The following is a 16,386-nucleotide window of genomic DNA, read 5'->3' on the forward strand; positions in this document are numbered from 1 at the left end:
TGGTTGATCTTACGCAATAGATTGCTGTAGCGGTACTTTCAGTACCACCAGCTCATGACTAATGTTCCATATATGATAAGTGTATTTTCCCTATTTCCTTACGATCAGCTGCCTGCCTTTGATCTCAAAATGGACCTCGGCATCCCGCAGCGCTTCTATTAATCCCGCTAAACTTTTATTCCTGCTCAATTCCCCGCCAAAGCGGATATCCGGCACACCGCCTGCATATACCACTTCAATATCGTACCAGCGTTCCAGCTCCTGCATCACTTCTTTGAAGCTGGCGCCTTCAAAATTGAAGAGACCATTTTTCCAGGCCATTATTTTATCAACATCAGGATTGCCCACTACTTTAATATCATCAGACAATTGTGCCTGCTGGCCCGGTTGCAGTATCACATGTTTACCGTTCTGCAAACCGCTTACCTTCACAGCACCTTCCAATAATGTAGTACTCAATCCATCATAAGCATTAATATTAAAATGCGTGCCCAGCACTTCCACTTTCATATTCCCGGCCTGCACTTCAAAAGGCCTGGCCGCATCTTTCACTACTTCAAAATATACTTCCCCCGTTACCTCTACTTTCCTTTCACGACCACTAAACGTAGTAGGATAACGTAATGTGGAGGCGGCATTCATCCACACCCTGGTGCCATCGGACAATCTTACCTGGAACTGGCCGCCTTTTGGAGTGGTAAGGGTATTAAAACTGATCACACCCTCATTACTACCACCGTCATATATCAACTGGCCCCCGGCCTGCTTTACAGCTATGCCACCCTGTTGTATCACCTGGTTCCCTGTACTATCCAATGTAACCACAGATCCATCTGCCAGCGTGAGCATGGCCTTGTTACCTCCCGGCGCAACATCCTGCACCGCCAATGTTTTCGCTTCAGGCGATGGCTGGGAAAAACGGTAAAGCCCCCCCGTTACCACTAAAACAATAATGGCTGCCGCGGCAGCATATTTTATCCAACCCAGGCGTACAGGCCTGCGTTTTGTAATATCTTTAAATATCGCATCCAGATCATGTTCTGCATCTGCAGCATACACCCTGTTAGCCAATACCTCACCCCACAGAACTTCTGCCTCCTGCGCAGGGTAATTGTTCCGGATAAATGCTTCCAATTGCGCAAATTCTTCCGGGCTGATGGTTTCATCCAGGTACTTCTGAAACAATATTTTAAAATCCTGCATTTTGGTGGTATTACATATAATGACGGGTGAAAGGGAAAAAGGAGAACATTCCTTTTAAAAAAAATTATTCTTAATATGAAATCAGCAGGAAACCAAACAGGAATACCAGTTTGTCTGCATGTTTTTCCAGGTATTTCCGGATGGCCATCAAAGCCCTCACCATATAAACTTTAGAGGAAAGCGGGGTGATCTTCAACTGTTGCGCGATCTCTTCATGTTTGAACCCTTTCAGCCGGCCCAATGTAAATACCTGCTTCAATTGCGGTTGCAAAGTATCCACCGCATCCTGCAAAAGCCGGCCCAGTTCTTTGTTTTCCAGTAAACGCTGGGGAGTGCTTTCGGTATAGGTAAAGTAGGATTGCAGGAATTCCGTATTGGACTCCCTGAAAACCTTGTTGTGAATATGATCGTGAATGAGATTGCGGCTGATGGTATATAAAAAGGCTGGGAAATTACGCACCTCCTCCATTTTAGTACGGTTCAGCCACACCTTGAGGAAAATATCCTGCGCCAGGTCCCTGGCCTGTTCCGGAGATTTTGTAAGCCGGAGCGCAGCACCATATACCTGGCTCCAGTAATGCCTGAAGAGTTGCTGAAATGCGTTTTCGTCTCCCTGTGCCAACAGGCGGAGCAAGTCCCTCTCGTTATCTAAATTTTCATACATCAGCCTGTCCCCCTGGCAGTAAATGGTTGATTCAGGCTTAAAAGTAGCAAAAAAAAAAGGTTACTCTATGCAGAGTAACCCTTTTATGATGATAGATAGAGAAAATTATTGCTTCAGTACAAAAGCACCTACCCCTTCAATATCAGCGAGAGTAGACGTTTTTTCCAGTGTAATGTAGTTTTGCGTCCTGGCTTTTGTCCATTTTGCCAGTGGTATGCTATACTCACCGCCCAGCAGGTAGAAATAACCCTGGTCTGCTGTAAGATAAGGAACGAACATGGTATTGGTACCTGCCCTGTAATAAGGCTGGTCTTCCAGCGTGATAGGATTCTTGATATCATACCAGTCGCTGTTCGGGATTCTATATCCTTGCGGAGTGGGTGTTGGCGTATATAAACTACCTCCTCCGTTCACAAACATGGCATCCACCGGTTTGGAATCTACGGTAACATTGATGCCTTCAAATATAGCCACACCAGTAGCGTTACCACTGTTGGCAAACAAACCACCTGTTTTAGTACCAAAGCCATCTCCGTCAGTAGTGGTGTAGTTGAGGCCCCTCACCCATTTAGTGGCAGGAATAGCAGTAGATCCTGAACCGTTGATCATTCTGCCCGCACCGCCTACATAGAAGAAAGCACCTTTGGCAACAGTACCTGTCGTGATATTGATCTTATAGGTTCGTTGCTGCCCGGTAGCCCATCCCTGGGCAGGATAACCTGTAGGGATAGCGGCATTGGGATTGGTGGTAGCCACCATGGCATAGGGTGTCAGGGCAAAGTTGATATCCTTTGTTGCCATGAACTGCACATACTCATAGTTACCATCTCCGCCTTTCACATCCGTCATCAGACCTGTGATAACAACAGACGGAATGTCTACAACAGCGCTCAGTATTTTAACATCCGCAGATCTGCGTATGCGGAAATCCACACCAAGTGAATCAGATTTAGGAGTAGGCTTTACATAAACGATCCCATAATAATTAGCCATGATAGGCAGCGAGGTATTTGCAAATTCAGCATCCGCATCTGATACCAGTGGAATATTAGCGAAACCGTCATTGAGTGTTTTCACACCTGAAAATACATCTCCCGGAACAGGTAAGGGATCAAAACCACCTTTTACAATAACACCTAAAGTGCTTTCATATTTCCCGGGGTTCGCCAATATTAAATGAGCCGGTACCCGTGGTGCAGGAATAGCATTTCCGGAAGATACTTTCTTAATATCTTTTGTTGTAACACCGGTGATCAGCATCCTGCCATCTACTTTTTTCAGCACTTTACCTTCCATTTCAATGATCAGGGAATCACCGGATGTATAATTAGCAGCATCTGCCCCCAATGGTATCGCAATCCCGCGCAATTCATTCAAACGGCGTTTGTCCTGTACTATCAGCAAACCTTCCACCATATTACCACCGGCAAAATCAGAAACCACCATGGCGGAAAGCTTGGTAGATCCAAGCATATTCTCTTTGGTAAGGGTAAGGTCGGCCCCCTTATACATACCCCTGATATCGTAGATCGCTATATAAGGACTGATCTCCCCTCCCGGATAGTTGCCATATTTTTCGCATCCCATGAACAGGCACAGGGACAGCAAAAAGAAGGAATATATTGTTATACTTTTCATTGTACTTTTTTTGATAATTAACAACTATTACGGTTTTTGCCACCACACCTGTGTATAGATCTGATCTGGTCCCTGTGCGGTTACAGCAAGTTTATAATTGGTAGGATTGGTGGACTGGATCAGCACGGGATAGGTCATCCTTGCAGGCATTACACCATTATTCCGTAAACCGGCACCCTTAGGTAATACAGGGTGACCTGTACGGCGGTATTCAAACCACTGTTGCAGATCTGCGAGGAAAAGCGCATAGTATTTCTGCAAATGGATCCGCTCCATTTTGGCATCATCCGTTAAACCTTCTTCCCATTCAATATCGGCAGCCGCCAGGAAGGTCTGGATATCCAGGTTCCAGTTAGGCAGCCACATTTTAATGCTTTCCCTGGCGCCTGCATTATAGAAGGTACCGGCAGAACCATTGATCCATTTCTTTAACGCAGCCTCTGCAAGAATGAATTTCACCTCACTTGTATTCATGATCTGTCCGGCCAGCGGTTCTGTTTGCATGGAAACGGCAGAGGTATTGGATAAGAAATAGGCTTTTTTAGGTGGGTTCTCTCCAGGGGCATAACCACTTGGAATTCCCAGGTATGCACCGGAAGCCGGTGAAATACCCCATCTGTTAAAAGTACCGTTACCCCAGGGAAGCGGTATGCTGATCCTTGGATCGCTCCAGGCCACCAGGTTATCAATAAAGAAACTGGCCAGCCCCGGCGTTCTGAAATCCTGTTCCCTTACTCCACCCACATATGGCGAAACAAGTAATCCCGCACCCGTCCATCTCAGAATAGCGGAATGGCTACTGTCTGTCATAATAGGATAAGTACTGGCCCTGGTATCTACGATCTCTTTGATCTTTGCGATGGCCATCGGCGCTACTTCTGCTTTACCGGAAACCCGCATCAGTAATCTTAACTGCAGGGAATTGCAGAATCTGCGCCAAAGGCTGATATTTCCATTATAGACCGGATCGGCGCTTCCATCGATAGCGGTACCGGTTGTCAGCAAAGTATTGGCGGTATCCAGCATCTTAAAGAGCCCCAGGTATATATCCTTTTGCGCATCAAACTTAGGTTCGGTAATACTATCTTCCTTTGCCCTGTTTGATTCGGAAAAAGGCACATCTCCATAGGTATCCGTAAGCATAGAATAGATCCATGCCTGGCAAACCAGGGAAATACCAGAGTAGGACCTGTTGTAATTCAAACCTGAATCGCTGGCAATCTTATAGATCTCCTTGAAATTGGTCAGTTGAAGATACCAGCCGTTATACAGGTAGTCTGACCAGCTGGCACGGTAATCATACCTGAAAACTTTTCCTTCTGCATCACTTGCATCTACCGTTACCTGCATTAACTCGTTATTAAAGTTACGGTTGCGCAACATATTAACGGTAAGGGTCTTTACCAGCGCCGGCCTCAAAAGCTGCGCAGGCAATGCTTCCGGAGAAGCATTTGGATTGGTATTGATCTTCGTAAAATCTTTTGTACAAGACGTCACGAACAGACCGAGCATCAACACAACACCTGTGATCTTATATATAATCTTCATTGTTTTTCTGATTAGAAGCCAAGAACTAAGTTAAATCCGAATGAACGGGTAGATGGGAATTGAGCCGTCTCAAAACCCTGTACGATGCCCGTATCGCTAATTGTACCGAATTCAGGGTCAAACATCGGCCATGGAGACCATATGAATAAGTTACGACCATAGAATCCAAGTACTGCCTTTTGCAGACGCAGCTTTTTTATCAGCTTCGGCGAAAAACCATATTCTACACGCGCTTCCCTGAATTTGATAAAATCTGTAGAGAATGTACTTCCCTCTGCATTATCTGCTCCGTAATGTGAACGGTAATACTCATCTATATCCGTAGCGAGCGCTGTATTTTTCACAAACTTCCCGCTTCCATCATCCATAACACCATTACCGATCATACCACTATATCTTCCCGGCAGCGTGATCTTTGTTTTACCTTGTTCCGCGAGTTTATAGTTCATTAAAGAATGTGCAACTGCGCCGTACTGGCCATCAAACAGGAAAGTAAAGCGGAATTGTTTATAAGAGAATTCATTCGTCCATCCCAGCTTCCATTTAGGCGCGGTATTTCCGAGATACACAATGCCTTCAGTGATCTTTGCAAAACCGGTTCTGGCATCGTAGATGATCTGGCCATCCGGAGCACGCTGATATCCTCTTCCATACATATCACCCATGCTGCCACCAACAGTTGCTACAATTGAACCACCCGCAATAGGGCCTGTTCTCAGTACAATGAAACTGTCCGGAAGGGATTTGATACGGTTACGGTTAGCAGAGAATACCACATTTGTACTCCACTTAAAGTTTTTAGTTTGTACGGGTGTGCCGTTTAAACCCAGCTCTATACCCTTGTTATTCACCACACCGGCATTGATAACAGACTCAGCGTAACCGGAGGCTGGGTCCAGCTTCCGTTTTATGATCTGGTTATGGGTATTACCTGAATAAACAGCCAGGTCAGCACCTAAACGGCCCTTAAACATTTTCAGCACAGCACCTGCTTCATACGTAACCGTTTTAAGCGGCACCAGGTTACCATTGGCCAATAAGGTTGGGTTACTTAATTCCCCATCAGATCCTATTACAGGATCATAATAATAGGAAGTAAAGTAAGGGGTTGTACCACCGCTACCAACACCTGATGCAGAAAACCGCAGTTTTGCAAAATCCACCGATGCGGGTAATTTCACTACTTCAGACACAATGAAACTCGCACTGGCAGATGGATAGAAGAATCCCGAATTCTCGGTACGCTCTGGTGTGGCCAGTACGCTATTCCAGTCCTGGCGGGCTGTAAGGTCTAAGTAAAGGAAGTTCTTATATCCGCCGGAGATCAAACCATAGAAACTGTTGATCGCGTATTTACTTCTGTTCGGTATAGTGATCAATGGCCCTGCGCTATTAGCAAAGGAGAAGATACCGGGGATCACGAGAGAATCCGCACGTGTTTCATCTTTGTTATAATTATTCCGCAGCGCACTTCCTCCTCCTGTAACAGAAAACTCAAAATCCCCTACCTTCTTATTATATCTCAACAGGAAGTCTGTACTGCGTTCCATGGAAAAGATATTCTGCGTACGGTAACTACCAAAAGGAAGTTTAGCTCCCGCATCAAAAGGACGGCTTTGAGAACGTTGCTCATATCCGAAATCTACGGAAGTCCTTACCTGTAGGCTTAACTCTTTCGTAAAATTATAGGCTGCCTGCACATTACCTGTTAAACCATTACGGTCTGAGGCATTGAGGAACTCATAAGAGATCGCATAAGGATTCTCAGGGAAAGTACTGAAGGGATATTTAATGGTTTTACCTTCCGCTCCCTTTGCCCAATAATTCCTTAACCAATCCGGATCTGCATTGGGTTGCCAGAAGATGTACCAGTACATGATGGACTGATTTCCATATCCTGCTCCCGGCAGGTTATCACTGCTCTTGTTAGTATAGTTTATTTTTGAAGAGATCTGGAGCTTATCATTCACTTTGGAATTTACAGACAGGGATACGGTATTACGGTCATAACCTGTATTAGGCAATATCCACTTGTTAGCTACATTGGTGAATGAAAAACGTGCAGTGGTCTTATCCGTACCACCATCCACACTCACTGTATTAGTTAATGTTCCGGCAGTAGTGAAGAACTTGTTTATTTTATTGGTATAAGGTACCCAGGGGGTCCTTTCTTTACCCACCGTTTGTGTTACCGGATCATACTGGAAGAACTTGCGGTCCTTATCAAACCTTGGTCCGTAAGCAGAGCTGGTACCGCTGGTGCTGGCACCATCCGCTGTGGTTCCATAGGAATAATAATCCATTCCTTCTGTACCCTGTCCGTATTCATATTGCAGGTCAGGCCAGCGGTTCACCGTTTCCAAAGAACCATTGGAACTGAAAGTAACACCCAGTCCCTTCCTTTTGCTGCTACCTGATTTTGTAGTAATGATCAATGCACCATTCGCACCACGTTGACCATACAAGGCAGCAGCGCCGGGTCCTTTTAACACCGTAATGGATTCAATATCCTCAGGGTTGATGTCATTCAAACCACTACCATAATCCGCAGGCATGTTGTCGCTGCTGGTACCATAAGTGGATTCACCACCAATGGCAGTGCGGCGGCCGCTACCCTGGTTGATCACCACTCCATCCACAACAATCAGCGCTTCATCGTTACCATCCAGGTTGTTCTCTCCACGGAGAACGATCCTGTTGGAACCGGTAGGGCCACTGTTAGACCTGATCAGGTTCACACCCGCGATCTTGCCGGACAATGCATCCGTCCAGTTATTGGATAATGCATCTGTTAACTGCTCCCCTTTTACAACGGTGGCAGAATAACCCAACGCTTTTTCATCACGTTTGATACCCAATGCGGTTACCACTACTTCACCCAATGATTTAGGATCCGGCAGTAATTGCACATTCAGTACCTGTGTTGTTTTTACAGTAGCAACATGACTGATATAACCGATAAAAGAAAAAGTGATCTCTGTACCTGCACCGGAAACAGTGAGGGTATAATTACCCTTTGCATCTGTAACAGTTCCTTTATAGCCATCCTTTGGTTTAATATTAACGCCGATCAAAGCCTGTCCGTTTTCATCGGTTACCTTACCACGCACTACAATATCCTCAGCAGATCTTGCGGAAGACCGGAGTATTGGAGTGGTAGGGTCTTTTACTGTAGACTTGCCAATTGATGTGCTATAGACACACAATTGCAGGCCGGTGATAAGTAGGAAGAATTGTTTCATTCACAATGTATTTAATGTAATTATAACCTTGCATTAGGTTGATATACAGGTTTCAGTTGATTACTTTTTTCTTGCGCAAAAGTAAATAAGCCTTACTTAACCCTATATTAAGCTTATATTATGTTTAAGATGCTTTCAGGGAAATTAAGCAGTGCAATTCACTAACATGGAAAATTTGACGAATGATTGGAAAATAGCGATACGTGGGCCTTACGGCATTCATGGTGCTGCATAGCAACATCGTTTGTTCATGGTATTAATGATTTTGGTTTTAGTTTACGTGGTTGAAAAAATCCTTGCTAATGAAACTTCTAAAATCCGTGGAAAAAGGGATGATGCTAATATAGAGATAAAACGAAATTAAACAAAATTAAATTAGAATTAATTAATCGTAACCAGATATGAAACACAATGAAAGGCAGGTACACAACAGGTTAGTTCATAAACAAGCAACTGTTTATCAATGTATTTATAAATATAAAAAAGAATCCTTCCCCACTATTACCCGGTGAGGAAGGAAGGAAATGAAACTTATCTAATGAGGGACAGGCTGTCAGAATATCCGTACCGTCTGCCGCCTGGTGTCATTTGTAATAGTCCATAATATATTATTGCCGCTCACTGGCTCCGACGTATGCACCAACCGTTCTGCCAGTATATAACTTTCAAACCCTGCGGCTTTACTGAATTCAATCGTGATGCTTTTGCCTGCATAAGGCAGCAGGTCAAAAGAGAGCATAGTCCACGGTGCAGCTTTTTCACTGGGCATACCGGACTTTGCATAACCCGCAAAGTTATTCAGCCTCCCTTTGTTGGATCGTTGTACCTTTACCGTATCCCCATTGATCTTTACGGATGGCGATTCCGGACGGCCGATCACCAGCAGATCACATCTGCCTTTCACATCCGCCGGCACTTCTGCACGAACCACTCCATTATTAACAGTGAAGCGGATCCCTGGAACAGGTTTCGCCGAAGGCAGGGACTTTCCCTTTTCAAATTCAAGGGCCAACGTAGCATATCCCGGCAATTCAATTTCCATATTCTTCCCGGCAGTGAAAGTAAGGGGGTAAACATCCTGGTAAGGAAATACCACTTTGCCTTTATAAGATTGCCCGGCCATACCTTTAAATCCAACGGACTGATCAAAAGGAATGATCAGTTTCTGAGATGCTGCCTGTGTATTCCTGGCTACCAGCACTCCCTTTTCACCATCCCAGCCAATATATCCATAAGCATTTCCTTCATCCGGCCGGCCACCCACAAATACGGTATTGGTCAATGCCCCTAAATGTTCCTTCGCCCATCCATCCACTGTACACAAGGCTTTCCAATCTTCCGGTTTCATCACGGATGGAGAGATGTACCATTCTTTCAGCAAAGTACCCCGGCCGTAATGCATCAATACATACTCTGCCCAGTCCTGTACATTATCTTCTTTACTTTCCATCATCCCCCGGCTGTTCTTAATAATGCCATGCGTCATTAATCGCGATACCGGAACCAGCGGCCGGTCTGCCGGATTACCAAACATACGCCAGATGTAAGTATCCCTGTCTGTAGATGCCATGGCACGCGTAGAGATCTCCGGCCAGTTACCATTGGTACCATCATCTCCTGCCAACATCCATAAATAATCACTGTACATCAGCCACCAGGGAGAAAACCATACCCAGTTAGTGAGGTTCTGATAAATCCCCGGATTCATTTTCCGGGTGGCCAGCAATATTTCAATGGCTGCATCCAGCGTTGCCTCGTGCCCATGACGGTCTGTTGCAGGATGATTATTCCCTTCATCTGTATCACTTAATACATTGAAGTCGTGTTTATAATAAAGCGCGTTCACCTGTTTGGCAATGGCAGGGACCTTCTCCAGCACTTCTGTTTTATACTTTGTGGCAGACAGGCTGTAGTTCCGGCCATACCGGGAAAAATATTTATTTCGCTTCGCTTCCTTATAACCATGTTCCACACCCCAATCGATATTATTGGTATAACCATTTAAAGAAAGCCATAAACCGAAACCAACGCCCTCGCTGCTGAGCCGCTCGCTTAATACTTTCACATCTTCATAACCATTGGGGAAATATTGCCTGGAAGGCTCCCAGATAGACTTCCTGTCCTGCCAGCCATCGTCTGCCACCATCGCATCCATCTTTACGCCATATGGTGTGATCGCTTCTTTAAAGGAACGCCAGATGTTCAGTAAGCCATCACCTTTAAGGTCTTTTGCCTGTGGCTCAAACCAATTATTAAAATGAAGGAAAGACCTTGGTGCTTTCCACATCGTAGTCATGTAATGTGTAAATGCAGTACCGGCCGTTTCTCTTTCCTGCACTACACCCATCACTGCTGTTTTACTTTCTATCTGAAAATTGGACTGCGTATACCCTGGAAAATGCATTAGGCGCACCAGCCCCTTTTGTGCATTTGGTTCTATATCCCTCCCTTCCAGATCGATGTAACTATAGTTCCCCACTTTTTCATAATAACGGTTATAGTCCTTTGGCGTATTACCATCTGTATGCCTGCTGTAACCGGCCGGGTATTCCAATCCTGTGAACCATTGATCGTTGATGAACACCGGTTCTCCCCTTCCTCCGCCTTCAGCTTTTTTATCTGTGATAAAACGTTCTACTTCCAAACGGTCTACCGTAGCCATTTTCTTATATGCCAGCGTGATGGTTTTACGGGTATAGGGTTGGCCTTTCACCAGATAGTATTTGATCCGCAGCAGATCAGGTATGGCTGCTGTTTTAGTAAAAGCCTGGTATTGAATAATAATGAAATTCGTGTCTTTGTTTGTGAACACAGCAGGTTTGCCGCTTGCCCGGAAATCTGAAATGGAATACGTTCTATCCTCATTCATCGGCAAAATATTTACCTCCTCGCTTTTCACAGATAACTGTTTATCTCCTTTAATATCAGAGAAGGCTGTGGTGCGCCACACCTTTCCATCAAATGATAATGTTCTTTTGATCAGATCATTCTTTAGAACGATCTGTTGTGCATGCAGAAGAGAAGGTACAGTTATAAAAACCGCTAGCATTATGCTTTTAATCATAAACAATAAAGATGTACCGTAAATTAAATCCTTTCAGGGGGCAGCGGGGATACTATTTTGCTCTTTTGTAGCTGTTTTTAAACAGTGCCTCCGGCAGATGGCTTCCTTTTTGTTGTAAAATAGTTTTATACCCCTGACACAGGGCTGTCACAAGCCACTTTTACCTTTGTTAAAACAATAAAACAAAAACATCATGGCAAACAAACATCCATTAAGAGGTTTCGCAACAGTAAGTTATTATGCAGCAGACCACGCAGCAGCAATTCAATGGTATAGTGAATTATTTGGCATAGCACCCTACTTCAATAAACCAGGTTATGCAGAATTCCGTGTGGGGGACTACCAGCATGAATTAGGGCTTATTGATGCACAGTACAAACCAAAAGGTTCAGCTACCACACCCGGCGGAGAGATCATCTACTGGCATGTGGACAATATCGAAGAGTCCCTGGACAGGTTACTGGAACTCGGCGCTACCGCATACGAACCCATCATTCAACGTGGTGCCGGATTTGTAACAGCCTCCGTGCTGGACCCTTTCGGAAACATCCTGGGCATTATGTACAACCCGCATTACCTGGAAGTGTTCAACTCCATTAAAAAATAAAGACATGGAAAAAGTACACGGCATACCTGCATTCCACGCCCGTTCCGTCAAAGATTGGCGGAACTGGCTGGAAAAGCATGGCACGAAAGAAAAAGCAGTATGGCTCATCATCTATCACCAGAAAAGTAAAACACCCAGCGTACACTATGCACAATCCATCGAGCATTCTCTTTGCTACGGCTGGATAGACAGTAAGGCACTCAAGAGGGATAAAGAAAGTTTTTACTTATCCTTCACCCCGCGCAAACCCAAAAGCAATTGGAGCAAAACAAACCGCGAAAGGGTTGCCCGTATGACGGAACAGGGATTGATGAGGCCAGCCGGCCAGGCCATGATAGACCTCGCCAAAGCAACAGGGACCTGGGATGGACTGGCAGCCGCACAGGATACCATCGTTCCGGATGATCTGAAAAAGTTATTTAACAGGAATAAAAAAGCCTTTAAGAACTTCGATGCCTTTGCTCCTTCTTCCAAGCGCGTGATCCTGGAATGGATAGCCAAAGCTAAAAAACCTGAAACCAGGCAGCGGCGTGTATTGCAAACGGTGGAACTGGCTGCGGAGAATGTGAAGGCAAATCATTAATGAATTACCTTTGCAAAAGAGCCGTTCCAAAGCAGAACGGCCCGGTATAGGCTAAGCAGGAATGATCTTCATCCTGCAAATATGCGCTTCTCCCCGGGAGTCGTATAGTAAAAAAACGGCATCTTCTAAGTAATTGATACTCAGCCTATCCGATTCTTGACATAGGCTTGACATAGGCTCAAGATAGGGCTCGCGTTTGACGCTGGTATTAATACCGCAGGAACATATGATGATTAGGGTTAGCATGCGTAGGCGAGATCTGAAAATCAAAACTCCCTATTGGCTCAAATCCTGCCCTCATATAGAAATCAATCGCCCGGTGGTTTTCCTTCCACACAAATAACCACATACCTGCCTGTTTACTCTTCCGCGACAGATCAACATTGAACTGGTATAATTGATACCCCAGCTTCAGGTTGTAAAAATCCTGCAACAGGTATAACCGCTCCAGTTTGGTAACATTCTTTAATTGAATAGCAGGATGCGAAGCATTGAGGATGATCTTTGAATAACCCGCCGGTTGCTGATCGTGGTAAATGAGGTGAAAGATATTATTGGTATCGCTGAGTTCTGCTTTCAAAGTTTCCCCGCTGAACTTCTCCTCCACATACCTCGTTATATCTTCCGGCGGTGCGCTGTGGCCATGAGATGTTATGAACGTTCTTTTACCGATATCGGCTATTAAGGCAAGGTTTTCCAATGTTGCTTTGATAATGGAGGCCATATGTCGTTAGGTTAAATGTATGCCTAATAAATATATCCCAATTCCCTTAAAAAATCTCCAATTTTCTTCTATCTTGTTCGCCATCATTATCTCCACGTCAGCAGTTATTCATTGATCATAAAACTACACGCATGAAACTGCTGTCTGCAAAGCCGATCTTTTTATTTATTGTATTATGTAACGGACTCCTCGTCAGCGCACAGGATAGATGGGCCATCCAGGAAGATGGCAGCATCCGTTGGGAAGTGAAAGACCGCCTTCCACATACTGATCACATTGAAATGAGTGGCGAAAAAGTATCTGTATGGGTACGGTATGGTTTGGACAGCGTTGGCAGATCAGACATCTTCCGCACCGTGGTATTCCCCACCTTCCGCTTATTACCCGATGCCACCCGCTCTCATATCAGCTATTCCTTTTCAGACAGTGACCTGCCCAGGTTATATGTGAACAACCGCCTCATTAACCTGCAACTGGTAAAGAATGGTCCCGGCCGCACAGGTGAACTTTCCTATAATATCAAAAGCTTCAGCCACAAAGGTATTATGAAGATCAGCGCACAGGCCGGAACGCCTGCCCTGGTAAATGTGGAACGTACAATATTCCCATCAACAGACAAACCCCTGGTGCTGGAAACATTTGTGATAAAGAACATCACAGACCAACCGGTGAATGTTTACATGGAGTACCTCAGGAAAGAAGTAAGAACAGATGCAAATAGAAGCAAAGGTCAGCAGCACAGTATGATTGTTGGTTCTGTAAATGATGGTACACAAACAGTAGCCCCCGGAGGATCTGCCAGCTTCAGCATATTCTACCTGGCGTCAGACACCCCGCAATCTCTCAGCGCCATAAATCCTCAACAGGAAGAAACGGCCCGCGCAGCAAGAGTAGCCAGCCTGGACGATAAGCTCCAACTCGAAACACCTGATAAAATATTAAATACTGCTTTCGCTTTTGCCAAACTGCGCGCCACAGAAAGTATCTTCAAAACCAAAGGCGGCTACATGCATGGCCCCGGTGGTTTAGCTTATTATGCGGCGATCTGGGCAAACGACCAGGCGGAATACATTAATCCTTTCTTTGCCTACCTGGGAGATGAAAGAGGGAACCTCTCTGCCATGAATGCCTATCGTCATTTCGCGGCATACATGAACCCTGCCTATAAACCTATCCCCAGTTCCATTGTTGCAGAAGGAGATGCTAACTGGCATGGTGCAAAGGACCGTGGGGATCAGGCCATGATTGCATATGGCGCCTCCCGTTACGCCATGACCTTTGGTAATATTGATTCCGCAAAAGTATTATGGCCTTTGATAGAATGGTGCCTGGAATACAGCCGCCGCAAGATCAATGAACAGGGTGTGGTAAATTCAGATAGCGATGAACTGGAAAACCGCTTCTCCGCAGGTAAGGCAAATCTTTCCACGAATACATTATATTATGATGCCTTACGCTCTGCAGCCATGCTGGGCCGCCTCCTGGGAAAACCTACCGAAGCTTATTTAAAACAAGCCGCAATATTACGTGGGAACATAGAAAAATATTTTGGTGGTACGATCGAAGGTTTTGCCACCTACCGCTATCATGAAAACCTGGAAGTACTGAGAGCATGGATCTGCCTGCCTTTAACTGTTGGTATTATGGACAGGAAAGAAGGTACCATTAATGCCCTCTTCTCACCAAGATTATGGACAGCAGATGGATTAGCCACCGAAGCAGGAAAAGGAACTTTCTGGGACCGCTCTACCCTGTATGCTTTACGTGGTGTACTGCAAGCCGGCGAAACAGAAAAAGCGATGGACTTTATCCGCTACTATTCCCGCCGCCGCTTACTGGGAGAACATGTTCCCTATCCCGTAGAAGCATATCCTGAAGGCAACCAGCGTCACCTCTCTGCAGAAAGCGGTTTGTATTGCCGGATCTATATAGAAGGGCTCTTTGGTATCCGCCCTACAGGATTCAATACATTTGAATGCACACCACGTTTACCCAAAGACTGGAACAACATGGCACTCCGCAAGATCAATGCTTTCGGGAATGTGTTTGATGTGGACGTTGCAAGAGCAGGGACCGGCAAGCTTTTGATCACCGCAAAAGGGAAGAAGTATACGATCAGAGAAGGAGCCACGCAGGTAATAAAACTTTAAAATAAAAAAAGCCCGGAATACATTCCGGGCTTTTAAGATCATTTCCTCAACACATCCCAGGCCGGCTTCCAGCCACTCTTAGGCTCAAAATAGTTCCACAGGTAAGCAGAGATCTTACGGATCATCACCACCGCTTCATTATCTGCTTCCCAGCGTTGGTCTTTAATATTTTTCGTACCTACATAGAACACATAATCTCCATGTGGTGCATTTACCAATACCACCTCAGAACGGGATTCATTTACAGATCCGCTCTTTGCGGCCACCTGTATATATGGTGGCACTTCCGAGATAGCCTGTTCATCATAATATCCTTTCGTCATTAATCTATACATCCTTTCACTGGCAGCTTTACTGATCACTTCGCCCCGATGGATCTTTGCTACCAGGGCAGACATCTCCCTGGGTGTGGTTTGCCCCCAGCCATAGATCTTTCTTATTTCTTCCCGCCCTTTTGTGCGGGAATTTACCCGGGTATCTTTTAAACCATATTGTTCCATTAATTTATTCACCTCTTCCCCGCCGCCGGCCAGTTGCTGGTTCCAGAGAGAAGTAGTGTTATCGCTGTAAGCCATCATTAATGCAGCCAGTACACTTACCTCCGTAGCAGAACTGTCCTTAAAGAACTGCATCAATCCTGAGCCGCCGTATTTAGCAGAATCGCGGTACACAAGGGCCTGATGCCAGCCCAGCTCTCCTTTTTCAATTTTGCTGAACAAGCCTACCAGTAACGGAACTTTTACAATACTCGCAGTGGGGAAAATGGTATCTCCGTTGAGGGAAGCATATTTGCCTGTTTTCAGATTGAGTACATATACACCGGCCGTACCGTTAAAACCCTGGGTAAGTTCGGCCAATGCTTTCTCCAGTTTATGGTCTGTTTTACGCTCCTGGGAAAGCGCAGGCAAATAGAGAAAGATCAAGAGGATTATTTTTCGCATACCCTTAAAATAGCAATTATTA

General features: G+C 45.2%; 11 protein-coding genes. 3 read left to right on the top strand and 8 right to left on the bottom strand.

Annotated elements, in window-relative coordinates:
- Nucleotides 1-90 precede the first annotated feature (90 nt).
- From BUR42_RS17805 to BUR42_RS17830, 6 genes are all read right to left on the bottom strand, one after another.
- Nucleotides 91-1,203 carry a FecR family protein gene (locus BUR42_RS17805; protein WP_074240792.1) on the bottom strand — a complete coding sequence of 371 codons (1,113 nt, stop codon included), beginning with the start codon at nucleotides 1,201-1,203 and terminating at the stop codon, nucleotides 91-93.
- A gap of 70 nt (nucleotides 1,204-1,273) precedes the next feature.
- Nucleotides 1,274-1,837, bottom strand: a complete 564-nt coding sequence (locus BUR42_RS17810) for an RNA polymerase sigma factor (RefSeq protein WP_159442299.1) — start codon at nucleotides 1,835-1,837, stop codon at nucleotides 1,274-1,276.
- Nucleotides 1,838-1,972: 135 nt separating this feature from the next.
- The gene (locus tag BUR42_RS17815; RefSeq protein ID WP_074240794.1) at nucleotides 1,973-3,505 is read right to left on the bottom strand and encodes a DUF5689 domain-containing protein; all 1,533 of its coding nucleotides are present in this window, start codon (nucleotides 3,503-3,505) and stop codon (nucleotides 1,973-1,975) included.
- Between the two features lie 27 nt (nucleotides 3,506-3,532).
- Entirely contained in the window at nucleotides 3,533-5,053 is a 1,521-nt protein-coding gene (locus tag BUR42_RS17820; protein ID WP_074240795.1) for a SusD/RagB family nutrient-binding outer membrane lipoprotein, read from the bottom strand.
- An 11-nt stretch (nucleotides 5,054-5,064) separates the two neighbouring features.
- Nucleotides 5,065-8,295, bottom strand: coding sequence for a SusC/RagA family TonB-linked outer membrane protein (locus BUR42_RS17825; protein WP_084185682.1), 3,231 nt, complete (start codon nucleotides 8,293-8,295; stop codon nucleotides 5,065-5,067).
- Nucleotides 8,296-8,848: 553 nt separating this feature from the next.
- Nucleotides 8,849-11,359, bottom strand: coding sequence for an alpha-amylase family protein (locus BUR42_RS17830; RefSeq protein ID WP_074240796.1), 2,511 nt, complete (start codon nucleotides 11,357-11,359; stop codon nucleotides 8,849-8,851).
- Between the two features lie 193 nt (nucleotides 11,360-11,552).
- On the opposite strand from BUR42_RS17830, the gene BUR42_RS17835 reads away from it, so the two are divergent.
- Nucleotides 11,553-11,966 carry a VOC family protein gene (locus BUR42_RS17835; RefSeq protein WP_074240797.1) on the top strand — a complete coding sequence of 138 codons (414 nt, stop codon included), beginning with the start codon at nucleotides 11,553-11,555 and terminating at the stop codon, nucleotides 11,964-11,966.
- Between the two features lie 4 nt (nucleotides 11,967-11,970).
- Complete coding sequence (locus BUR42_RS17840; RefSeq protein ID WP_074240798.1) at nucleotides 11,971-12,549, top strand: YdeI/OmpD-associated family protein; 579 nt, start codon at nucleotides 11,971-11,973, stop codon at nucleotides 12,547-12,549.
- 208 nt (nucleotides 12,550-12,757) lie between these two features.
- Here the strand turns inward: BUR42_RS17840 and BUR42_RS17845 are convergent, their stop codons facing one another.
- Nucleotides 12,758-13,273: a GNAT family N-acetyltransferase gene (locus BUR42_RS17845; RefSeq protein ID WP_074240799.1), complete on the bottom strand. Its 516-nt coding sequence runs from the start codon at nucleotides 13,271-13,273 to the stop codon at nucleotides 12,758-12,760.
- A gap of 131 nt (nucleotides 13,274-13,404) precedes the next feature.
- Here BUR42_RS17845 and BUR42_RS17850 point away from each other — a divergent pair, with 131 nt between their 5' ends.
- A complete protein-coding gene (locus BUR42_RS17850) occupies nucleotides 13,405-15,423 on the top strand; it encodes a glucosidase family protein (RefSeq protein WP_074240800.1) in 2,019 nt (672 codons plus the stop codon).
- A gap of 38 nt (nucleotides 15,424-15,461) precedes the next feature.
- On the opposite strand, the gene BUR42_RS17855 is transcribed toward BUR42_RS17850, so the two are convergent.
- Nucleotides 15,462-16,364, bottom strand: coding sequence for a serine hydrolase (locus tag BUR42_RS17855; RefSeq protein WP_074240801.1), 903 nt, complete (start codon nucleotides 16,362-16,364; stop codon nucleotides 15,462-15,464).
- Nucleotides 16,365-16,386: the final 22 nt, after the last annotated feature.

Source organism: Chitinophaga niabensis, assembly GCF_900129465.1.
GTDB classification, from domain to species: Bacteria; Bacteroidota; Bacteroidia; order Chitinophagales; family Chitinophagaceae; genus Chitinophaga; species Chitinophaga niabensis.